This window comes from Microbacterium sp. NPDC058389 (genome assembly GCF_042722305.1).
Taxonomy (GTDB): domain Bacteria; phylum Actinomycetota; class Actinomycetes; order Actinomycetales; family Microbacteriaceae; genus Microbacterium.
This window is the reverse complement of sequence record NZ_JBHXJQ010000010.1, coordinates 79,790-100,794: the sequence shown is the minus strand read 5'-3', so window position 1 is coordinate 100,794 and position 21,005 is coordinate 79,790. Positions and strand designations below refer to the sequence as shown.

The window sequence follows — 21,005 nt, the reverse complement described above, 5'->3', positions numbered from 1 at the left end:
ACGAAGCGCGTGCACAGACACACGCGGGTTGCGTCATGCACCACACGCGGCCGACCATGGAACGCATGGGGGAGCGCAGGCGGTGGGTGTGGCTGGTCGCCGCGCTCGCCGCGGTGCTGGTCGTGGCCGGGATCGGGGTCGCGCTGGCGAACGGGCAGCCGGGGCCGGCGGCATCCATTCCCTCCGCCACGCCGATGCCGTCCGTGAGCGCCCACCGCACGCCCACCCCCGGCCCGACCCCGACCGCCGACGGCTACCCGGCGAACACCACCGGCTACGACGTGACGACAATGCCGCAGGTGAACGTGTTCGCGGTGATCCCGGCGCTGCCGGTCGACGACGAACCGTTCACGATGCCGACCGGTGAGAGCGCCGTCGCGCGCGGCATCGGCGCGCCGGTGTGGGCGGACCCGACGGGGGAGCCGGTGGCGTACGTGCCGCACGAGTTCCCGTACGGCGGGACGGTGCTGCCCGTCGTAGAGAAGCAGGCGCACTGGGTGAAGGTGCTGCTGACGGGGCGGCAGGCGGTGCCGTCGCAGGGCGACCCGGCGCAGGTCGCGGGGTGGCTCCGGATGTCGGACGTCGAGCTCACCGCATCGTCGGGGCGCAGCGTCGTCGTGAGCATCGCGAACCGCACGATCGACATCGTCCACGCCGACGGCGCGCACGAGCGCGTGGCGACGGACTTCGCGTGGGGCACCGAGCGGACGCCCACGCCGATGGGGCGCACGTTCGTGATGACGACGCGCACGGTGCCCGAGTACGCGTACACACGCGGCTACCCGATCGTGTACTGGGCGGTGCAGTCGCCGACGCTCGACGGCTTCGACGGCGCGGACGTCGCTCCGGCGGCGTTCCACTACCACGACAACAGGTCGGGCCCGGTGTCGAACGGATGCATCCGCGTCGATCCCGACACCATCACGCAGCTGGCGACGCTGCCATCGGGGACCCCGGTGATGATCACCCCCTAGGGCCGGTCGGGGCCCGCCGCGCGTGCCCGGGCGACCACGATGCCCCGCTGCGACGTCGGGAACCGGTCGAGCATCGCCTGCAGTTCGTCCGCGTCGACGTCGGCGCCGAACGCCTCTGCGCCGGGCTCGAGCATGATGCCGGCCGAGAGGTCGCCGGCGAGCACAGGGTCGAAGCCGAGGTCGTCGACCAGACGCGCCACGACCGCGAGGTCGCGCGCGTCGTCGCCGGCGATCGCGATCGCCTTGCGCCCCTCGGCGCCGGCGGGTCGGGCCTCTTCGTCGATGTCGTGGTAGCCCATGTGGTTGAAGGCCTTCACGACGCGCGCGTCGGGGAGGAAGCGCTGCACGATCTCGCTCGTCGACGTGCGCGGGTCGTTGAGGTCGTCGCGCAGGCCGTCGACCTCCCACCAGTAGTTCATGGCGTCGATGACGAGCTTGCCGTGCAGCTCCTCGACGGGCAGAGTCTGGTGCTTGCCGAGGGGCAGCGCCAGCAGCACGGCGTCCGCCTCGTGGGCGACGGTGGATGCCGCGGCCGCCGTCGCGCCGGGCGCCAGCACCTCGACCGTCAGCGCGATGCGGCCGGGGTCGCCGGAGCCGGCGACGAGCACGCGGTACCCGGCGGCGGCGGCCAGGCGCGCGAGGATCGTTCCGACCTTGCCTGCCCCGAGGATGCCGAGCGTGCCGATGCGGGCGGAGGCGGCATCCCTCCCGTCGCTCGTGTCGGCGGGCTCAGGTTCCACGCGGGTCAGCGTATCGGTCACGCGGGGATCGCCGCCTGCTCGGCCAGCAGCTCGCGCACCATCGGCACGACCTTCGAGCCGTACAGCTCGACCGAGCGCAGGCGCGCGCTCGCCGGAGTGGAGCCCGACGTGTAGATGAGGTCGAAGCGGCCGACGTCGAGGGCGCTCACGGCCTTCGCGATCTTGCGGGCGACGGTCTCGGGCGAGCCGACGTACATCGAGCCGGTGCGCACCTCCTGCTCGAAGTGGCCACGGCTGAGGGGCGGCCAGCCGCGCTGCGCGCCGATGCGGTCGTGCATCACCTTGTAGCGCGGCCAGACGATCTCACGCGCCGCTTCGTCGGTATCGGCGATGAAGCCGGGGGAGTGCATGCCGACGGGGTGCGGGGCCGTCCCGAACTGCTCGGACGCGCGACGGTACAGGTCGACGTAGGGCGAGAACCGGCGCGGGTCGCCGCCGATGATCGCGAGCATGAGGGGGAACCCGTACTTCGCGGTGCGGACGACGGACTGCGGCGAGCCGCCGACGCCCACCCACGTGCGGAGGTGCCCGGACTCGGTCTTGGGGAAGACGTCCGCGTCGACCAGCGCGGCGCGCGTCGTGCCCTGCCACGTGACCGGCTTCTCGGTGAGGAGTTCGGAGAAGAGCTCGATCTTCTCCTCGAACAGCACGTCGTAGTCGGCGAGGTCGTAGCCGAAGAGGGGGAACGACTCGGTGAACGAGCCGCGCCCGAGGATCACCTCGGCACGCCCGTTCGACAGCGCGTCGACGGTCGAGAAGCGCTGGAACACGCGCACCGGGTCGTCCGAGCTCAGCACCGTGACGCCCGAGCCGAGGCGGATGCGCTCGGTCTTCGTGGCGATGCCGGCGAGCACCGTCTCGGGGGCCGAGATGGCGTACTCGGGGCGGTGGTGCTCCCCGACGAGGAACACGTCCACGCCCAGCTCGTCGGCCAGCACGGCCTCGTCGACGACCTGGCGGATCGCCGCGCCGTAGCTCAGCAGCTCGCCGTCGTCGCCCTCGGGGACGTCGCCGAAGGTGTCCAGTCCGAACTCGATGTCGCTCATGTCGTGGTCAACCGCGGCGTGACGGCATCCATTCCCCTGAATGCAGTGCTCTCCAGAAGACCGGATGCCGTCACGCCGGCGTGGGATGCTGGGGCTATGCAGCAGCGCGCACTCGGCCGCACCGGACGCACGGTGTCGGCGATCGGACTCGGAACCTGGCAGCTCGGCGCGGACTGGGGTGCCGTCACCGAAGAGGACGCGGAGGCGGTGCTCGCGGCATCCCTCGATCGCGGCGTGACGCTGTTCGACACCGCCGACGTCTACGGCGACGGGCGCAGCGAGTCGCTCATCGGGCGGTTCCTGGCGGCGCGGCCGGGGCACGGGGTGACGGTCGCGACCAAGATGGGGCGACGCCTCGCGCAGGAGCCCGAGAACTACACACCCGAGAACTTCCGTGCGTGGACCGACCGGTCGCGCACCAACCTCGGCGTCGACACGCTCGACCTCGTGCAGCTGCACTGCCCGCCGACCGCGGTGATCGAGTCCGAGGCGACGTACGACGCGCTGGACGCGCTCGTCGCCGACGGGGCTGTCGCCGCCTACGGCGTGTCGGTCGAGACGTGTGCGCAGGCGCTCGCCGCGATCGCCCGGCCGCACGTGACGAACGTGCAGATCATCTTCAACCCGTTCCGGCTGAAGCCGCTCGACGAGGTGCTGCCGGCGGCCGCCGCTGCGGGTGTCGCGATCTTCGCGCGCGTGCCGCTCGCGTCGGGCCTGCTGTCGGGCAGGTACACGGCGCAGACGACGTTCGCCGCCAACGACCACCGCACCTACAACCGCCACGGCGAGGCGTTCGACCGCGGCGAGACGTTCTCGGGCGTCGACTTCGAGGTCGGCCTCGCCGCCGCTGCAGAGCTCGCGGCGGCGCTGCCGGAGGGGGTCTCGCTGCCGGCGGCCACGCTCGCGTGGATCGCGTCGCAGCAGGGCGTCACGAGTGTCATCCCCGGGGCGCGGAACGTGCGCCAGGCCGAGTCCAACGCGGCTGCCGCGGGGCTGCTGGCAGGCGAAGGCGGGTCCGACTTCGACGTCGCCGCGTTCGACCGCGTCGTGCGCGAGGTGTACGACCGCGATCTGCGCGCGGCGATCCACCCGCTCTGGTGACCTCTCATGAGGGATGCCTCGACCCGGCGGCTCGCGCCGGGTCGAGGCATCCACATCTCGCGGGTTACGGGGCCGGGTAGTTCACCACGTACTGCGGGGTGCCCGTGTTGGTGTTGTCTGCCTGGCCGCCCACGCCGTTGACGACGTGCTGGACCGTGCCGGCCGACAGGTTGACCGTCATGATGTGGTGCAGCTGCACCCCTGGCGTCTGCGGTGCTTCGAAGCCGTTGGCGGTGATGATCGACGGGTTGTTCTGGTTGAACACGTACACGCCGGCGCCGTCGAGGCGGTGGGTCTTCACCTTGTCGCCGACCTTGTAGCCGGGGTAGCCGAGCGTGCCGTTGGGCTGCGTCCAGTCGGCCTGCGTGGGCGGGTCGTAGGGCAGCTCGTTCTGGTACAGGATGACGCGGCCGTTCTCGCCGTTCCACAGCGTGTTGTACTGCTGGAAGTGCTCGACGAACAGGCCGGTCGCGGTCACGTTGTCGCCATTCACGATGACGCCGTTGGTGCCGGTGTTGGTCGCCCAGCGCTGGTTGTCGCCGTTCACGCCGTCGTTCGGGTCGAAGCCCTCGACGCCGTGGTCGCCGCGCCACACCCAGATGTGGTCGATGAGCACGTCGTCCGCGTTGACCTCGAGCGCGGTCGTCACCTTGCCGATGTGCGGCCCGCCGACGCGGAAGTACACGTCGCTGAGAGTGATCGGGTCGTTCGCGTCGAGCTTCTTGCCACCGTGCGGGTTGCCGACGCGCAGCAGCGCGGGCGACAGGGTCGAGCCGGCGTCGATCGAGATGCCCGCGACGACGACGCCCGAGGCGTCCTTGACCTCCAGCGGCACGGCGCCGCCGACGGCGGTGAGGGTCGCGTGGCCGAGGCCCAGCACGACCGTGCCGGGGTGCTTGACCTGGATGGTCTTCGCGATGTCGTAGACGCCGGGCGTGAGGATCAGGTTCTGCCCGCGCGAGAGGGCGTTGTTGATCTCCTGCACCGAGTCGCCGGGCTTGGCGATGTAGAAGTCGGTGATCGGGATGCTGCGCCCCGCGGTCTGCCCGTTCGCCCAGCTGACGCCGCTGGTGTTGCGCTGCGCTGCCGGGACGCGGACGTTGTAGCGGCCGTCGGCGTCGACGTACAGGTACGGCTTCTCGCGGCTGATCGGCGTCTTGTCGATCGTCGTGTACGGCGGGTTCGGGAAGCCGGCGTCATCCGGTGCGCCGACGACGCCCGAGAACACCTGGTTCCACACGCCGTTGGACCAGCCGGCGACCTCTGTGTTGCGGGTCAGCCACTGCTGCTGCGAGCCGCTGACGACGAACGGCAGCTTGGAGTCGGCGATGAATCCGCCGCTCGCGTACTGCGGGCCGGCGGTGCAGTAGTCCATCAGCGACACGTTGGCGCCCGTGATGTCGAGGCGGCGCATCGAGACGGCCTGCGACACGGCCCAGAAGTTCGCGCTCGCACGGCAGCCGTCCTGCCCGGCCTTGGCGACCGCGACGTGCAGGTTCGAGATCGTGCGCCAGAAGTTCACGAGCGCGAGGCAGTTGCTCGTGCCGCCGTCGGCGAGGCAGCGGTTGTAGACCTCGAGCCCGCCGGTGAGGGTGACGTCGTCGGGCGACGCGCCGAGGCCCGCGATCTCGGTGTAGTAGCCGACCTTCACCTGCAGCGGGTCGGCGGCCGACCCGTACTGGCCGGGGAGGAAGTAGACCGCCTTGCGGGTGGTGCTCATCTCGGCGTCGACCTGCTGGGCGTTCAGCGCGTCGAGCTCGGACCGGATCTGCGCGACCGGCGTGGCGGGGCTGTAGATCGTGACGTTCGGCCCGAAGTCGGGGTGGAACGGGTCGACCGCGCGCGGCGGCGCCGCGACGGCCGGGGTGGCGAGCAGGGCGCTCGCGATGAGCGCGGCTCCTGTCGCCACGGCGCCGAATCGTACGACTCGGCGGTTAACGGGGGTGGGCATGGGAAGTCCTCTCCGTCGAGGTGGGCGCGGCCTCGGTGCCGCTTACTTACCGGACTGTAACCAACCATGAGAGCGGTCTCAACCCTCATTTCGAGGAGAGCGGTTGCCGCCCTGGTCGCGGGCCTCAGAAGTCGAGGCGCATCACGAGACGACGCGTCGTCGGATGGGTCACCTCGCGGAACCCGGCCGCGACGAACGGCCCGACAGGCCCGACGCTGAGCTCGTCCCAGATCACCTTGCGGCCTGCCGTGAGCATCGGATACCCCTCGACCGCCGTCGCGCCGCGGTCCCGCGCGAATTCCGTCGCCGCGGCGACGAGCGGGTAGGTGAGGCCCTGCCCGCGGTGGCCCTTGCGGACGACGAGGCACGCGATCGCCCATACGGCAGGATCGTCGGGGTCCTCATCGCGCCCCTGCCAGGGCACGGGCGAGCCGCGAAGGCGCCCGTAGACGCCACGACGATCGACGGCGCACCACGCGACCGGCTCGTCGTCCTGGTACGCGACGATGCCGATCGTCTCGGTCGCGCGGGGGTCGCCGCAGTGGGTCTCGGCCCGCAGGATCGCGGCGCGTTCCGTCTCGGGCATATACCACCAGTCGTGGTCGCCGAGCCGCTGGCGCTGGCACTGGCAGCGCTTCGCGGCGCCCGTCAGGATCGCCTGCAGGTCGTCCCACGGCGTTTCGTTGGCGGCGACGAAGCGAAGCCCGTCCATGTCGGCAGGGTAGCGCCGACCCGCGACACCGCGGGAGTAGGGTGTGCCTGTGCCCCTCGCTCCTCGCGTCGCCGTGGTCATTCCGTGCCGCAACGATGCGGTGTATCTGGAGGCCTGCCTGACCGCTCTGGCGGCGCAGACGCACCCTGCGGACCGGGTCGTGGTCGTCGACAACGCCAGTACGGACGCCTCGGCCGACGTCGCCCGGCGGTTCGGCGCCGTCGTGGTGAGCGAGCCCGAGATCGGCATCTGGCCGGCCGCGGCGCGCGGCTACGACGAGGCGCTGGAGGGCGCCGACATCATCGCGCGCCTGGATGCCGACTCGCGCCCGCATCCGGACTGGGTGGGGCGGCTGGTGAGGGCGTTCGTGTCGGACCCGTCGCTCGGCGTGCTGACCGGCGGGGCCGAGTTCTACGGCGGATCTCCGCTGCAGAACTACCTCGGCGAGCGGTGGTACATCGGCGGCGGGCACTACTGGATCCGCAAGTGGCTCGGCATCCCGCTCGTCTTCGGGTCGAACTTCGCCATGCGCGCCCGCGTGTGGGAGCGGGTGCGCGACCAGGTCGATCGCGGCAACGCGCGCATCCACGATGACCTCGACCTCACGATCCGCCTGCGCTCGTCCGACGGCGTGCGGTACGACCCTCAGCTGCGCATGCCGGTGTCGGCTCGTCCGGTGCAGACGCTCGGCGGGCTGTCGCGGCGCGTGTTCAAGGTCGCCTCGACGTTCGCCGCGAGCTGGCCCGAGGGCGCCGCGTGGCGCCGCGCCGAGCTCGAAGGGCGACTTCGGGATGAGCCGGATCCCGGCGGGGAATGGGAGCCCGAGCTCTCTCCCGGTCGTTGAGCGGAGGGCGCTCCAGCGCCCGAAGTCGCAACGCGCCTGACCTTGCGCAAGGTGCGGGGCGTTTCGTCTTCGCTCGTTCCTCGCTCCGCTCAACGACCGGGGTGGGCTGACCTTGCGCAAGGTGCGGGGCGTTTCGTCTTCGCTCGTTCCTCGCTCCGCTCAACGACCGGGACTCCTCGCCCACGTGTCGGGGGCACGGCGTACGGTGGCCTCATGCATGAGCTGACCGAAGAGGCGCTGGTGGCGGCATCCATCGACGACGTCTGGCGTGACCTGACCCGCTCCGGCCCCCTCGCCGAGTGGTTCTGGCCGCCGCGGATGCAGATGACGGCGCTCGTCGACCTGCGCGAGCTGGGCCGGTGGGAGGTGCGCTCCGAGCCCGCCGATCTCGCCGTCGAGGCGACGGTGGTTGCGGTCGACGCACCCCGAGCGCTGCGGCTCGAGTGGCGCTGGGCGGGGGAGGATGCCGTCACCGACGTCGGCATCGCGCTCGAACCCGCCGCCGACGCGACCACCCGCGTGATCGTGCGGCATGCCGGGTTCGCGACGGCCGACGAGCGCGAGCGGCACATCGAGGGCTGGGCGGACTGCCTGCAGCGTCTGGTCGACCGGCACGGCGGAGCACCGGGAGAGCGGCTGCAGTGATCATCGAGTTCGACGGCGACGTGTTCCGGTGGGATGCCCGTGACGATGCGGCGTGGTTCTTCACGGCCGTACCGGTCGAACTGAGCGCCGAGATCCGCGAGATTCCGCGGCCCTACCGCGGTTTCGGATCGGTACGCGTCCAGGCTCGCGTCGGCGCGAGCGAATGGCGCACCTCGATCTTCCCGAGCGCGTCGGGCGAGTACGTGCTGCCGCTGAAGAAGGCCGTGCGCACCGCCGAACGCCTGGTCGACGGCGGACCGGTGTCGGTGCGCCTCGAAGTGCTCGACGGGTAGCCTCCCGGCAGCGGGGCCGGTTCCGGTAAGTTTGCGCTCGATCGACCGTCATTCTGCTGGGGAGCATGATGTCTGATTCGAGCGACCGCCCCGGGGAGGCGGACGAGGGGAATGCCCGGGAGCCTGGCCCGGCACCTGGTGCGCCCGTGAGCCGTGCCGAGCTGCGTGCCGCGCGTGAGCGGGAGACGGCCGCTGCGACGGAGACGGCGCTGACGGCAGCCGCCGAAGCCGCGAAGGCGGAGGCGGTGGAGGCCGCGGTGGCGGCGGAGGCTGCGCGGGAGGCCGAGGCTGCTCGCGCGGCCGAGGCTGCCAGGGCTGCTGCGGCAGCGCTCGAGACGCAGGGCATCCCGGTGACGCCGATGCCCGACCAGATCGCGCCGCGTCGGGCGCCGGGGCCGGTCGACCGTCCGCCGGAGCCGATCGTGTACCGCCCGGTGTCGAGTGCGTATGTGGGGGAGTTGGCGCCGCCGTTGCCCGAGCCGACGGGGCGGAACGTGCCGGCGCGGATCGCCCTGGTGCTGATCCCGTTGGCCGCGCTGGGCGGCGCGTCGGTCGTGCTGTGGTGGGCGCAGGCGGCGCCCACCGTCGCCGGGGTCGTGGCTCTAGTGAGCCTCACGCTGGCGGTGGCGGCTTTCTTCCTGGCGATCGGCGGGCTGGTGGTCGCGGTGCAGCGGCCGACGAAGAAGACGGCCTCGATCGTCGCGCTCGTGCTGGCGCTGCTGCTCGTGGCGTGGCTCGGTGTGATGACGGTGACGCAGGCGCTCGCGATCGTGAGCTGACCGGGCGGCGCGCCCGCGTCAGCGCAGGCGGCCGACGTGCGCGGCGTCGGGGATCGCCGGTCCGCCGGCGGGGCGGCGGTGGTCGGTGTTGCCCCCTCCGATGCGGTTGCTGCGCTCGGTGAGCGCGACGAGCGCCAGGTGGCGGTCGGCCGTCCAGCAGATGAGGCGGCCGCGCTGGTCTTTGGTGCGCCCGAGGATGCCGGCATCCGCCAGCTCGGTCAGCGCCCGGTGGGCGGCGACCGTCGAGACGCCGTGCGTGAGTGCGACCGACTCGATCGTCGGCACGGGGTCGGCGGCGAGGGAGGCGAGGATGCGCAGCACGACCGCGTCGCGGCGGGGCGTGGCGGGGGAGAGGCCGCGACTCTCGCGGTAGGCGATGAGCTCGGCGAGCGTCTGCTCGTCGAGCCGGGCGACGTCGGCGGCGAGCTGCACGGCGTTCGCGGCGGCGCGTTCCGTGGCCTGTGCGAAGCCGATGATCCAGTCATCGAGCCGCGGCGGGTCGGCCCGGAACGCGGTGAGCCCCGAGATGTACGCGTCGGTGTCGCCGGCGAAGACGGTGCTGATGGGGATGAGGATGCCGCGCAGCGCGTCGGCGCGGTGCAGGACCGTGTGGATGAGCGCCCGGCCGGTGCGGCCGTTGCCGTCGATGAACGGGTGGATGGTCTCGAACTGGGCGTGCGCGATGGCCGCGCGCACGACGGGGTTGCCCGTCGTATCGGTGACGAACGACGCGAGGTCGTCGACGAGGCGGCGCACCTCCGTCTCGGGCGGCGGCACGAACTCGGCACGCAGCGGGCTCCATCCGGGGCCGCCGACCCAGTTCTGCTCGGTGCGCAGGCCCGGTGGCAGGGTCGGCTCGATCACGTGCTGCAGGGCGACGATGTCGTCGGTCGTGACGGGGCGGGAGCGATCGGCGAGGGCGGCGATGGCCGCCTCGGTGGCACGGACGTTGCCGATGACATCGAGGGCGACCCGCGTGCCGGTGTCGAGCGTCTCGGCGATCGCGAGCCGCTTCGGCGTGATGCGGTTGCCCTCGATCCACGAGGAGGAGATGCTCTCGGAGCGGATCAGCAGGTGGTTGAGATACGCGCCGTGCGCGCCGATGCGCTCGTCGGCGCGGGCGAGCACGGCGAGGGCGTCCTCTGCGGCCGCCTGAGCGTCCGGGCCGATCGGCGGCACGGACCGCCCGAGCTCGTCGGGAACGAACGCCAGGTAGCGTCCGGCCGCGCGATCGCGGCGACCGAGGTGCGCGGCATCACGGGCGTCCCACAGGCGTTCGACGAGGGCAGGCATGGCGCGGACCTCCTAACGTTCGTCGGCATCGGTTCAAATTAACTTTAAGGGTACTAACGTTAATCTCGGCGGGCAAGCGGCGACGGCTCAGAACGGAGGCGGATCGACCGGCACGGCGAGGTGGGTCGGCGTCACCCACCAGCGTGCGCCGGTGGTCTCGTCGCGGTACAGCGTCATCCTGCTCTTCGTTTTGACGACGTGGTGACTCTCGCACAGCGGTGCGAGGTTCGTGTCGGCGGTGATGCCGCCGTATTGCCAGTCCCGTCGATGGTCGATGTCGCAGTCGCGCGCGAGGCGCAGGCACCCGGGCGCGATGCACACCGGATCCCGCACCCCCAGCCATCGTCGCAGCGCGTTCGGCACGCGGTACGTGGTGCGGTCGACGTCGAGCACGGTGCCGGTGACCGGGTGAGTGAGGATCCGGACCCAGCTGGATGCCTCGCCCGCCAGCCGCCGCGCCGTCTCGGTGTCGATGGGGCCGTAGCCGTGCAGCACGGCCGGTTCGTCGCCCTGGCCGAGCAGCGTCATGACGGGAACCGTGATGGCGATGGACACCCGGTCGCGGCGGCGAGCTGCAGGTGCGGCGGGGGAGTCGTGCGCGGGTGCGACGCCGGTCGCGGAGCCCGACGGGTCGATGGGTGCCGAGGTGGCGGCATCCATGTTCCGGACGGGCATGCCGGAGACCTCGACATCGCCGTCGAGCAGCAGGTCGGCGGCGACGTCGGTGCGCAGCTGGGCGAGGGTTCGTGTCTCGTCGGGCTGGGCGCGCAGGTGCCGGGCCTGGTCGTCGATGCGGCGATAGGAGCGGTGGAGGCCGGCAGCAGGGCCGAAGATGCTGAGCGTGGCCATGCCGTCGGGCTCGCCCGTGATCCACACGGTGCGGTCGGCCGTGGCGCGCTGATGGCGCTCGTCGATGTGTTCGGGGTGCACGCGTTCGCGGACGATCCGCGCGCGCAGGCGGAACCGCCCGGGCGTGAGGCTGCGGGCGGCCTGCTCGACGGCGTCGTCGAAGGCCGCCCAGCTGCCGCGGTCGTCGGCGGGAAGCGTCGCCGCGTGCTGGGCCGCGGTGCCGGCGTTCTGCTCGGACACGCCCCCGGCGCGGAACGCCGCCCACACCTTCGGGCACCGTTCCTGCAGCGTGTCGGCGTCGTGTGCGCGTCCGCGGATCATCGACTCCGACAACCCGAGTCGTACCGACAGGTCGAGCGCCGCCGCACGCCCCGCGATGTCGCGGCGCTCGGCGCGGACCTGCGCCGGCGTGCGGTCCTGCGGATCGCGCCACGCGGGGTCGAGGGTGGGATCGGGCCCGACCCACGGATCAGGGCAGGCCGCGGCATCCCGCAGGATCGTCGCGATCGCCGCGTACTGATCGGCGACCAGCACGCGCGCCCGGATGCTGAGGCCTTCGAGCGCGACGGCGGCCACGACATGCGCCTCACCGCTGGACTCCAGCGCGAACAGGGCGTCGTCGGGGTGAACCGGGTCGGAATCCCGCGGATCGGGAGTGAAGCGCCAGTCCTCGGAGTGTTCAGCGCGCCACTCGAGATCGCTCTCGGGGTTCGATGAAATGCTCACATGTCGAGCCTACCAAAGCCCCTCTGACATTGGAAGATATGTTCGATTCCAGAGATCGCTGCTAAGGCATCCGCGAGACGACCACGAACTCGTTGTAAATGAACAGGCGCCCGGCCGACCGGGGGAAGGGAAACGAATACTGCAGCTCGGGGGTGGCTCCGAGCTCGCGGGCCAGCCGTCGCAGCACGGCGAAGTCCGCGAACGCCACGTGCGTGGCATCGCTGCGGTATCCGCGCTCCTGCGGGCAGATGAAGACGAGGCGCGCATGAGGGCGCAGCGCCGGCAGGTAGCTCCGGAGGATGCTCAGAGCGACGTCGTACGGCATGTGCTCGATGAGGTGGGCTGCGAGCAGCGCGTCGAAGCCGCCGGCGTAGCGGTCGGGATCTGCGGCGTATTCGTCGACGGTGATCGCATTGAGGCCGCGCTCGCGAGCGAAGCCGACCGAGGTGGCGTTGTGGTCGACCCCGAGGGAGTCGGGCGAGAGGTACGCGAGGTTGCGGCCGATGCCGCACCCGACGTCGATCGTGCGGCCGAGCGTCATGCGCTGCAGGTTGTGCCGGTACGGCGCCTGCACGTCGAGCACCTGCTTCCAGCGGGCACCCTGCAGCCGCCTCAGCCGCTCCGCGTACTCCGCGCCCGCGGTGTGGGGTTGGTCATTCGACAGGTCCGCCATGGTCCGCCTTGCGATCGGGAGAGACGCGATTGTCAGCCACCCTAGCGGTGCCCGAACCTCGGCATCGCCGATCGGCCCGGGCTCTTGTGACGCGCCTCCGCTGCTGGTGCTCCGGCACTACCGGCGCGCCAGCGCCGACGGTAAGGCATCACGATGGTCGCGCTGGGGCTGCTCGTCATGGTCGGCGGTCAGATGCTGAACGCCCTCATCGACTTCAACATCTGGTGGGCGCTCGGCTGCTGCATCGGCGGGCTGGCGGTATACCTCGGCGGGATCGCCGTGATCGCGCGCCGCTCGAGCCTCCGCACCGCGTGGCGCAAGGCAGAACTGCGCAAGACAGGGCTGCTGCGCCACGACCCCGACCCGACGCCGGTCGTCGTGGGACCCATCATCCGCCCGACTCCGACGAAGTGATCGAGTGGATGCCGGCGCCCAGAGCCTGTCCGACGACCGCCCTGCGCTGCGGTCGTCTTGAGCAAGTCTTGAGGGAACGTTGCATCCGCCTGCATTGACTTCTGCGGCGGCGATTTGCGACTCTCTTGCGTGGGAGGGGATTCACGCTCAGGCGTGTGTCTCGAACCCAGCTCTAACGGAGTCTGGGATCTATAACTGAAGTGGTTGAGGACCGGTACTTGGGGTGCCGGTCGGTTAGAGCTGACCTTTCAACTCACACTGGGGAGAGACACGCCATGCGTGCAACTATCAAGAACTACCTCGAGGCCGAGAAAGCACGCCGAGAGGAAGAGGGTCGCGATGGCGGCTTCTCGCTCATCGAACTCATCATCGTCGTCGTGATCCTCGGCATCCTTGTCGCGATCGCAGTGCCGATCTTTGTGAACATTCAGCAGACCGCGGAGCAGAACGCCGTCCTTGCCGCAGCCGCAAACGGAGCGACTGCTGCGGCTGCAGCTGCGGCTGACCCGGACTCGGGCGTGGGCGTAAGCGCTGCCGCCGTCTCCGCGGGAACGAACGGTATCGCCACTGCGTTGGCGGCGCCCGCGGCTGAGGCCGATGCAACGACGACGAACATCTGTGTATCCGCGACGAAGGATTCCCTGGTCGCTCACGCTGGCCCCGGGTGCGCTGCCGCCGGACTGGCTGCGCAGAGCTGGTAGCAGTTGTCGAAGGGGGTCGGGGTGCGAACCCCGGCCCTCGTGGCATTATTGCTGTTGGGGATTCTGCCACTTGGGGAGGTGCGCGGATGAGGGATCGTAGCGCCGATGCTGCGGGGTTCAGCCTTGTCGAGGTGATCATCGCGATGTTCCTGCTGGGACTCATCGCCGTCGCCATCCTGCCTGCGCTCTGGCAGGGGATTCAGTTGTCCACTCAGCAATCAGCGGTCGCAACGGCGACACGGCAGCTCAACAGCTTGGTTGAGGATGCCCGCCAGTCGCCGACTTGCACCGTGATCGCCAATGCCGTCGCTATAAAGACTGGGTTCACGGACGGTTCGGGCCGAGCGTTCTCCACGCAAGGCGTCGTGCACGGGTCGTGCACCGCCGGTTCGGCTGTCTCGATTTCACTCGAGGCCGTTCAGGGGAGCTCCACGCTCGCCTCGATCGACGCCATCATCTACGTTCCGGCGAGCTCATGACCCGCGTTCTGCGGGGATCGACGTCACGCGACGCGGGATACTCTCTTGTCGAGCTCATCGTTGTCGTGGTCATACTCGGCATTCTCGGATCAGCGATCGCGATCATCTTCGCCAACACCTGGCGCACGCAGGCGAACGTCACGGACCAGACTCAAGCGACCACACGCGGGCAGCTGATCGCGAGTGAGATCGAACGTGCGATGCGAAACGCCATCGCGTTCGAGATCGAGGATGCCGGAAACACGCTCAAGGTGAACACCTCACTCACCGACGGGTCAATGCAGTGTCAGGCTTTCAGGTTCGATTCCGGTCAGGTGCGAATGGTCGTAAGCGACGATCCGGCGCCAGCGACGTGGCCGGTCTGGCAAGACCAGGTCCGAAAAGCGGGGACCACTCCATATTTCGCTGCCATAGGCGCAAACGGTGTGACCTACACGTTCGACGCAACGTCCGAAAGCTCGCACGCGGATTCCACCGGACCGGTGCACTTCACCGGCGATGCGTACATGAGAAACGCTGCAGAAGGGACGATGTCGCCATGCTGGTGAATCATCTTCACCCGATCCGGGTCGCGGATGCCGCGTCATCACCCCGAGTCGGACGGCACGACGACTCGGGCGCTGCCCTCGTCGCGGTAGTTGTCGTGATGATGGTCGGCGTCATCGCAGCCACCGTGATCGCGGGCTCCGTCATCTTCGCGATGCAGACGAACGTGCAGAACAAGAGCAACACGCAAGCGTTCGTCTCCGCCGAGTCGGGACGCGACATGATGCTCCAGGCCGTCATCGCGAATCCCTGCACGAAGACGATCGCGAACGCTTCGTCGGAACCCTTGTATGAGAGCGTGAGCGCACAGTTCGGCGCTGACGCCGATCACCTCACTGACGCATGCCTCAGCGCCTCGGCGTCGTCCGTCATCCGCATCACAGCGACGGGCAAGGCCAAGGACGGCTCGAAGACGACGATCGTCTCGGACTATCAGCGCGCCGTCACATATGAGCGTCAGCCTGGCGGGACCTTGGCGTACTTCGCGGGCCAGTTCAAGCTCACGCAGTCTTCCTACAAGGGCGACCTGGTCATCCGCACGGGTGACTACACCTGCAACTCCGACACCACGATCGACGGCGACTTGTGGGCGCCGAAGGGCTCGATCCTCCTCAGCGCCAAGTGCCATGTGACCGGCAACGTCTACGCCAACGGGACCGTCACGACATCGGGATCGAACGCGCTCGTCGACAAGAACATCGTCGCGAACGGCGAAGTGAAGCTCGAATCGACGGGTGGCACCGTGGGCGGCAACGCCATGTCAGGCACGAAGGTGACCGTCAAAGACATGCATGTCAATGGCAATGTCCAGTCGCCGCTGGCGCCCGATATCAAGTCGGCCGGTCTCGTCAGCGGCACCGTGACGACCGCTCCGTTGCCTGCGAACGCATTCGTCCCGAGCCTTCAGGCCGTTTACGACATGACGACGTGGGTCGATTTCCCGAATACCCGAAGCGCCTGGGGAACTGGCGTGGACTGGCGAACACCGGCGTCGTGCTCCGGAGACGCGACCGCGAAGGCTGCGGCGGCCCTCGCCGCGGGGACCACGCGCGTGGGGATCGACTACTCCGCCTGCACGGGCTCGGTGGTCATCACACTGTCTGCATCCCCGACGATCACCAAGGACGTCCTGTTCCTTGTTCCTCCGGGCGCGACGATGACGGTGAACATCAACGGACTGACGACTGATACGCCTGATCGCCAGCTGTTCTTCGTGCACGCCGATAACACGGCCAACCGGGCTGTGACCTGCCCCACCAGCGTGGGCTCGGGGGGCGATGCCTTGAACCAGAACGTGAGTCCGTCGGCGAAGCTCATGCTGTACACCCCGTGCGGCATCAAGACCGCACCGAAGAAGGACAACTTCCGCGGTCAGTATTACTCAGGCGACAGCGGGAGCACCAAGCTCGAGCAGCCCGACTTCTCCTGCCAACCGATGACCTGGGAGCCTCGGATCGACCTGGGCTGCTACCTCGCGGAAGCCCCCGACGGCTCGGGTGACATCATCACGAAGCTGCTTCCGCCGACCCTGCTGACACAGACCGAGTAGCCTGCGCGGATGCCCAGCTCGCTCATCATCTTCCTCGTCGTCATCGCCGGGGTGTTCGGCCTCCTCATCGGGTCGTTCCTCAACGTCGTCGCGTACCGCGTGCCGGCGAAGGTGTCGTTGATGCGCGAGAGCCGGTGCCCCCACTGCGATGCGGCGATCAAGCCGTGGCACAACGTGCCGGTGCTGGGGTGGATCGTTCTGCGCGGCCGGTGCGGGAACTGCAAGGCGCCGATCTCGCCGCGGTACCCGATCGTCGAGGCGATCACCGGCATCGCGTTCGCGGTCATCACGTGGGTGGGGCTGACGTATCCGGCGGTGCTGGGCGCTTCGACAGGCTCAGCGACCGGAGGCGGCTCAGCGACCGGAGGCGGCCCAGCGACCGGGGGCGGCTCAGCGATCGGCGCTTCGACAGGCTCAGCGACCGAAACCGGCTCAGCGACGTTGGATGGCTCAGCGATCGAGGCATGGGCGCTCGCGCTGATCATCGTCGCGTTCCTGTACTTCGCGGCGGTCTCGATCGTGCTCACGCTGATCGACCTCGACACGCACCGGCTGCCGAACAGCATCGTGCTGCCGAGCTACCTCGTCGCCGGCATCCTCTTCACGATCGCGGCGTGGCTGCTCGGGGACTGGGGCTCCCTGCTGCGCGCCGCGATCGGCATGGCGGCGATGTACTCGTTCTATTTCGTCCTGCGCCTCGCCCGACCGGGCGGCATGGGCGGCGGAGACGTCAAGCTCGCCGGTGTCGTGGGGATCTACCTCGGCTGGATCGGCTGGGGAGCACTCGCCGTCGGAGCGTTCGCAGCTTTCCTGTATGGCGGACTGTTCGGCGTCGCGCTCATCCTGCTGCGCCGCGCCGGACGCAAGACCGCCATCCCGTTCGGCCCGTGGATGATCCTCGGCGCCTGGACGGGAGTGTTCGCCGGCGAAGCCGTCGGACGGTGGTACGTGAATCTTTTCGTCGGGACCTGACCGGCGACCTTGGGGAAGGGAAATCATGGGGAAGACGATCGTCGGGCTGGAGGTGACCGAAGAGAGCGTCCGCGCAGCGGAGATCTCACTCGGTCGCAGGCCCCAGCTCATCGCCTACGGCGAAGTGCCGCTGCCGGCCGACGCCGCGAAAGACTCTGAAGTGCTCGACGCGGGCGCCGTCGCCGTCGCCCTGCGCCAGTTGTGGACCGGCGCCAAGTTCAAGAGCAAGGATGCCGTGCTCGGCGTCGCCAGCAGACGCATCCTCGTGCGCGAGTACACCACGCAGGCCATGCGCCCTGACCTGTTGCGCGAAGCGCTGCCCTACCAGGTGCAGGACCTGCTCCCGGTGCCCGCCAGCCAGGCCGTGCTCGACTTCTTCCCGCTGTCGCAGACCGGCGACCAGGTCTCGGGCCTGCTCGTCGCGGCCGTGTCGGAGAACATCGAGCACATCATCTCGACCCTCTCGAAGGTCAAGGTGAAGGCACAGGCCGTCGACCTCGCCGCGTTCGGCCTCGCCCGCGCCACCGCACCGCTCGCCGCACCGGAAGAGACCGTCGCCACCGTCCACATCGGCGACCACACGACGCAGGTCGTCATTTCACGGGGCGGCGTGCCGCAGTTCGTCCGCCTGCTGCCGATCGACGTCGCCACCGCGGCCGTCCGCCGGCACACGGCCGAGGCATCCACTCCCGAGTTCGAGCTCGCCGCCGTCACGAGCGGCGTCGCAGGCGTCGCCGCGACCGGCTCGGTCGGCAGCCCGGCCGGCAACGGTGCAGGGCTCTCGGCGCAGAACCGCACGCGCGGCGCCATCCGCGCCAACACGCCGCCCGGCGTCTCGGACCTCGCCGCCCGCCTGCGCTCGACGCTCGCGTTCTTCGCCAGCCGCGCCACCTCCGAACCGCTCACCCGCGTGTTCGTCACCGGGGGAGGAGCCGTCGTCGACGGCGTCATGCCCGCCCTCACCTCCGCCATCGACACGCCCATGCAGGTCGTGTCGGTCGGCGACGTCATCTCGATGTCGACGCCGCCGCCCGCCGGCGAAGTCGCCCTCAACCTCGTCGGCACCGTCGGGATCGCACTCGGGGAGGTGCAGCGATGACCGCCATCCCCGCCCCGTTCTCGGGGACGCCCCGCGTCAACCTCATGCCGCGCAGCGAGGTCGCACGGCGCGAACGCGACAAGCTCGTCAACCTGTGGGCGTGGATCGTGCTCGGCGCGCTCGTCGTCGCCCTGCTGATCATCGCCGGCGCGTTCGCGCTCAAGTTCGTCGCCGACCAGCGGCTCGTCGCCGAGCAGACCGAGACCAACACGCTCCTCGGCGAGATCGCCGCGCTCTCCGACGTCAGTGAAGCGCTGTCGACGCAGTCGGAGCTCACCGACTTCCGCACCGAGGCCATGGCCAGCGACCTCGCGTGGTCGCCGGTGATCGCCAAGGTCACCGGCATCCTTCCCCCCGACGCGACCCTCACGGGCTTCGACGTCGCGGTCGGCGGTGCGCCCCAGGGCGACGACCCGACGCTCGAGCAGGGACTCGTCGGCACGATCTCGGTCGACAGCGCCACCCCGCTCGACATCGTCTCGATCATCCGGTCGCTGCGCGGCGTCGAGGGCGTGCTGTTCGCCGACGGCCAGTCGGTGACCTCGAGCCAGGTGTCGGCCGGCCGGTACGCGTACCAGCTCACGGTGCAGTTCGATCAGACCGTGTACTCGAACGAGTACGCCGCGAAGGAAGGTGATGAGTGATGCCCAAGCACCTGGTCACCGCCATCGGCCTCGTCGTGTCGCTCGGCATCATCGCGCTCGGCGTCTTCCTCGTCGCGGTGCCGCTGTACTTCCAGGCGGTCGACGTCGACGCGCAGACCGCCACCGTCGCCGGCACCAACACGATCTACCAGGCCCAGGTCGACAACCTCACCGCGCAGCAGGAGAACCTCGACCAGATCAACTCCGACGTGGACGAGCTGCGCGCCCAGATCCCCGCCGACGGCCAGCTCGACGACGTCTTCGAGGTCGTGGGACATGCCGCCGAGTCCACCGGGGTCCAGCTCACCGCCGTCACGGCCGGCGAGCAGGTCGCGTTCGTCGTGCGCACGGAGGCGGAGAGCGCCGACGGCACCGCCGCCGCCCCGGCTCCCGAGCCCACGCCCGCAGCGACCGACGCCGCCACCGACACGACGGGGACGACGGATGCCGCCACCCCGGCGCCGCCGGCGGCCACGGACTCGCGCGAGCAGGTCGACTTCACGATCAGCGCCACAGCGGGCGACATGGCTCAGGCGACCGCGTTCCTCGACGCGCTGCGCGCCGGGCCCCGCCTGCTGAGCAGCATCACCGCCACCTCGACCCAGTCGGGCGAGGGCACGGTGTCGCTGCAGATCTCGGCGCTCACCTACGTGGATGCGGAGGGATGACGATGGAAGACCTCGATTTCGAGACGCTCCTCGCACGCGGTGCCCGGCACCGCGCCTCGGACGTGCACATCACCGCCGGGGCGCCGCCGCTGCTGCGCATCGACGGTGACCTCGTGCCCGTCCCCGGCTACCCCGACGCCCTGTCGGCCGAATGGGTCGAGCGCACCGCGTTCGACCTCATGAGCGAGCAGCAGCACCGCGAGTTCCTGGAGAGCGGCGAGGTCGACCTCGCCCACGCCACGCCGGGCATCGGCCGGTTCCGCACCAACGTGTACCGCCAGCTCGGGTCGATCGCGATCGCCCTGCGCTACATCCCCGACCGGGTGTACTCGCTCGAAGAGCTCGGCGCGCCGGCGATCGCCGCCGACCTCGCCCTGCGCCCGCGCGGGCTCGTGCTGCTCACCGGCCCCACCGGGTCGGGCAAGTCGACGACGCTCACCGCGATGGTCGACATCGTCAACCAGCTCGTGCCGGCCCACATCATCACGATCGAGGACCCGATCGAGTTCCACCACGAATCCAAGCGCGCGCTCATCCACCAGCGCGAGGTCGGACGCGACACGAACTCGTTCGCCGAGGCCCTGCGCCGGGTGCTGCGCCAGGACCCCGACGTGATCCTCATCGGCGAGCTGCGCGACCCCGAGTCCATCTCGACCGCACTGTCGGCGGCGGAGACCGGCCACCTCGTGCTCTCGACCCTGCACACGCAGGGCGCCGCCAAGAGCATCAACCGCATCATCGACGTGTTCCCCGCCGACCAGCAGCACCAGATCCGCACACAGCTGGGCGACACGCTGCAGGGCATCATCAGCCAGACGCTGCTGCCGCTCGCGCAGACCGACGGACGCACGATCGCCACCGAGGTGCTCATCAACACCCCGGCCGTGGCGAACATGATCCGCGAGGGCCAGGTCGCCCAGATCTACTCCGCCATGCAGGCCGGATCCGAGATCGGCATGCACACGCTCGACCAGGACCTGCGCCGCCTCGTCGCCGACGGCACCATCGCGCGCAACGTCGCGATGGACTTCGCCGTCGACCCGAAGAGCCTCGACGGGGTCTACATCAAGCCGCGCGACCTCGACGCCGAGGACTGGGCGCATCACGCCGGGGAATGGCGTCAAGGCGAGCTCGCGGCATCCACCCCCAACGCCGCCGCCGGAACCGGCATCGGCATGGGCTCGAGGTTCGGCACCCCCACCGTCGGCGGGCGCGTGGACCCGACCGCGCGCGACGTGGACTGGGCCGACGACGACACCGGCTGGCCGGGTTCGGAGGGGGTCTGA

Annotated in this window: 23 protein-coding genes; 16 read left to right on the top strand and 7 right to left on the bottom strand. The window is 70.0% G+C overall.

From position 1 onward, the window contains the following. The first annotated feature begins 65 nt into the window (after positions 1–65). The gene (locus ACFWJ8_RS14250; protein ID WP_378812554.1) at positions 66–974 is read left to right on the top strand and encodes a L,D-transpeptidase; all 909 of its coding nucleotides are present in this window, start codon (positions 66–68) and stop codon (positions 972–974) included. Here ACFWJ8_RS14250 and ACFWJ8_RS14245 read toward each other — a convergent pair. Together ACFWJ8_RS14245 and ACFWJ8_RS14240 are read right to left on the bottom strand one after the other, a co-directional pair. Further along, positions 971–1,714: an NADPH-dependent F420 reductase gene (locus ACFWJ8_RS14245; RefSeq protein WP_378812552.1), complete on the bottom strand. Its 744-nt coding sequence runs from the start codon at positions 1,712–1,714 to the stop codon at positions 971–973. The two genes, ACFWJ8_RS14250 and ACFWJ8_RS14245, sit on opposite strands and share 4 nt — an antisense overlap. Positions 1,715–1,731: 17 nt before the next feature. After that, entirely contained in the window at positions 1,732–2,781 is a 1,050-nt protein-coding gene (locus tag ACFWJ8_RS14240; protein ID WP_378812550.1) for an LLM class flavin-dependent oxidoreductase, read from the bottom strand. Between the two features lie 96 nt (positions 2,782–2,877). Here ACFWJ8_RS14240 and ACFWJ8_RS14235 point away from each other — a divergent pair, with 96 nt between their 5' ends. Further along, positions 2,878–3,882 carry an aldo/keto reductase gene (locus ACFWJ8_RS14235; RefSeq protein WP_378812548.1) on the top strand — a complete coding sequence of 335 codons (1,005 nt, stop codon included), beginning with the start codon at positions 2,878–2,880 and terminating at the stop codon, positions 3,880–3,882. Positions 3,883–3,946: 64 nt separating this feature from the next. On the opposite strand, the gene ACFWJ8_RS14230 is transcribed toward ACFWJ8_RS14235, so the two are convergent. Together ACFWJ8_RS14230 and ACFWJ8_RS14225 are read right to left on the bottom strand one after the other, a co-directional pair. Further along, entirely contained in the window at positions 3,947–5,833 is a 1,887-nt protein-coding gene (locus tag ACFWJ8_RS14230; RefSeq protein WP_378812546.1) for an adenylyl cyclase, read from the bottom strand. Between the two features lie 124 nt (positions 5,834–5,957). Then, positions 5,958–6,545 (bottom strand): GNAT family N-acetyltransferase, encoded by a 588-nt coding sequence (locus tag ACFWJ8_RS14225; RefSeq protein WP_378812543.1) that lies wholly within the window; start codon positions 6,543–6,545, stop codon positions 5,958–5,960. Between the two features lie 49 nt (positions 6,546–6,594). Between ACFWJ8_RS14225 and ACFWJ8_RS14220 the strand changes: the two genes are divergently transcribed. From ACFWJ8_RS14220 to ACFWJ8_RS14205, 4 genes are all read left to right on the top strand, one after another. Then, complete coding sequence (locus ACFWJ8_RS14220; protein ID WP_378812540.1) at positions 6,595–7,389, top strand: glycosyltransferase; 795 nt, start codon at positions 6,595–6,597, stop codon at positions 7,387–7,389. A 213-nt stretch (positions 7,390–7,602) separates the two neighbouring features. Further along, positions 7,603–8,034 carry an SRPBCC domain-containing protein gene (locus ACFWJ8_RS14215; protein ID WP_378812538.1) on the top strand — a complete coding sequence of 144 codons (432 nt, stop codon included), beginning with the start codon at positions 7,603–7,605 and terminating at the stop codon, positions 8,032–8,034. Beyond that, positions 8,031–8,327, top strand: a complete 297-nt coding sequence (locus tag ACFWJ8_RS14210) for a DUF1905 domain-containing protein (protein ID WP_378812535.1) — start codon at positions 8,031–8,033, stop codon at positions 8,325–8,327. Before ACFWJ8_RS14215 ends, ACFWJ8_RS14210 begins: the two co-directional genes overlap by 4 nt. Positions 8,328–8,473: 146 nt before the next feature. Beyond that, positions 8,474–9,106, top strand: coding sequence for a hypothetical protein (locus tag ACFWJ8_RS14205; protein ID WP_378812533.1), 633 nt, complete (start codon positions 8,474–8,476; stop codon positions 9,104–9,106). A gap of 18 nt (positions 9,107–9,124) precedes the next feature. Here ACFWJ8_RS14205 and ACFWJ8_RS14200 read toward each other — a convergent pair whose 3' ends face one another. The 3 genes from ACFWJ8_RS14200 to ACFWJ8_RS14190 form a co-directional block, all read right to left on the bottom strand. Next, entirely contained in the window at positions 9,125–10,399 is a 1,275-nt protein-coding gene (locus ACFWJ8_RS14200; RefSeq protein WP_378812531.1) for a Fic family protein, read from the bottom strand. An 87-nt stretch (positions 10,400–10,486) separates the two neighbouring features. Beyond that, on the bottom strand, positions 10,487–11,974 hold the full coding sequence (locus ACFWJ8_RS14195) for a DUF222 domain-containing protein (RefSeq protein WP_378812528.1): 1,488 nt from the start codon (positions 11,972–11,974) through the stop codon (positions 10,487–10,489). Between the two features lie 61 nt (positions 11,975–12,035). Continuing rightward, entirely contained in the window at positions 12,036–12,647 is a 612-nt protein-coding gene (locus tag ACFWJ8_RS14190; protein WP_378812525.1) for a class I SAM-dependent methyltransferase, read from the bottom strand. A gap of 153 nt (positions 12,648–12,800) precedes the next feature. Between ACFWJ8_RS14190 and ACFWJ8_RS14185 the strand changes: the two genes are divergently transcribed. The 10 genes from ACFWJ8_RS14185 to ACFWJ8_RS14140 all read left to right on the top strand — a co-directional run bounded on the left by ACFWJ8_RS14185 (position 12,801) and on the right by ACFWJ8_RS14140 (position 21,005). Next, positions 12,801–13,061, top strand: coding sequence for a hypothetical protein (locus ACFWJ8_RS14185; protein ID WP_378812523.1), 261 nt, complete (start codon positions 12,801–12,803; stop codon positions 13,059–13,061). 275 nt (positions 13,062–13,336) lie between these two features. After that, positions 13,337–13,762 carry a type II secretion system protein gene (locus tag ACFWJ8_RS14180; RefSeq protein ID WP_378812520.1) on the top strand — a complete coding sequence of 142 codons (426 nt, stop codon included), beginning with the start codon at positions 13,337–13,339 and terminating at the stop codon, positions 13,760–13,762. A gap of 86 nt (positions 13,763–13,848) precedes the next feature. Then, the gene (locus ACFWJ8_RS14175) at positions 13,849–14,241 is read left to right on the top strand and encodes a type II secretion system protein (protein ID WP_378812518.1); all 393 of its coding nucleotides are present in this window, start codon (positions 13,849–13,851) and stop codon (positions 14,239–14,241) included. Next, positions 14,238–14,789 (top strand): prepilin-type N-terminal cleavage/methylation domain-containing protein, encoded by a 552-nt coding sequence (locus ACFWJ8_RS14170; RefSeq protein ID WP_378812515.1) that lies wholly within the window; start codon positions 14,238–14,240, stop codon positions 14,787–14,789. The genes ACFWJ8_RS14175 and ACFWJ8_RS14170 overlap by 4 nt, the downstream gene beginning before the upstream one ends. Further along, a complete protein-coding gene (locus ACFWJ8_RS14165) occupies positions 14,780–16,336 on the top strand; it encodes a hypothetical protein (RefSeq protein ID WP_378812513.1) in 1,557 nt (518 codons plus the stop codon). Before ACFWJ8_RS14170 ends, ACFWJ8_RS14165 begins: the two co-directional genes overlap by 10 nt. A gap of 9 nt (positions 16,337–16,345) precedes the next feature. After that, positions 16,346–17,308 carry a prepilin peptidase gene (locus ACFWJ8_RS14160; protein WP_378812511.1) on the top strand — a complete coding sequence of 321 codons (963 nt, stop codon included), beginning with the start codon at positions 16,346–16,348 and terminating at the stop codon, positions 17,306–17,308. A gap of 25 nt (positions 17,309–17,333) precedes the next feature. Continuing rightward, positions 17,334–18,407, top strand: coding sequence for a pilus assembly protein PilM (pilM, locus tag ACFWJ8_RS14155; protein ID WP_378812509.1), 1,074 nt, complete (start codon positions 17,334–17,336; stop codon positions 18,405–18,407). Beyond that, entirely contained in the window at positions 18,404–19,051 is a 648-nt protein-coding gene (locus tag ACFWJ8_RS14150; protein ID WP_378812507.1) for a hypothetical protein, read from the top strand. The genes pilM and ACFWJ8_RS14150 overlap by 4 nt, the downstream gene beginning before the upstream one ends. Then, positions 19,051–19,719, top strand: coding sequence for a type 4a pilus biogenesis protein PilO (pilO, locus tag ACFWJ8_RS14145; RefSeq protein ID WP_378812504.1), 669 nt, complete (start codon positions 19,051–19,053; stop codon positions 19,717–19,719). The genes ACFWJ8_RS14150 and pilO overlap by 1 nt, the downstream gene beginning before the upstream one ends. A 2-nt stretch (positions 19,720–19,721) precedes the next feature. Further along, positions 19,722–21,005, top strand: a complete 1,284-nt coding sequence (locus ACFWJ8_RS14140; RefSeq protein ID WP_378812503.1) for a type IV pilus twitching motility protein PilT — start codon at positions 19,722–19,724, stop codon at positions 21,003–21,005.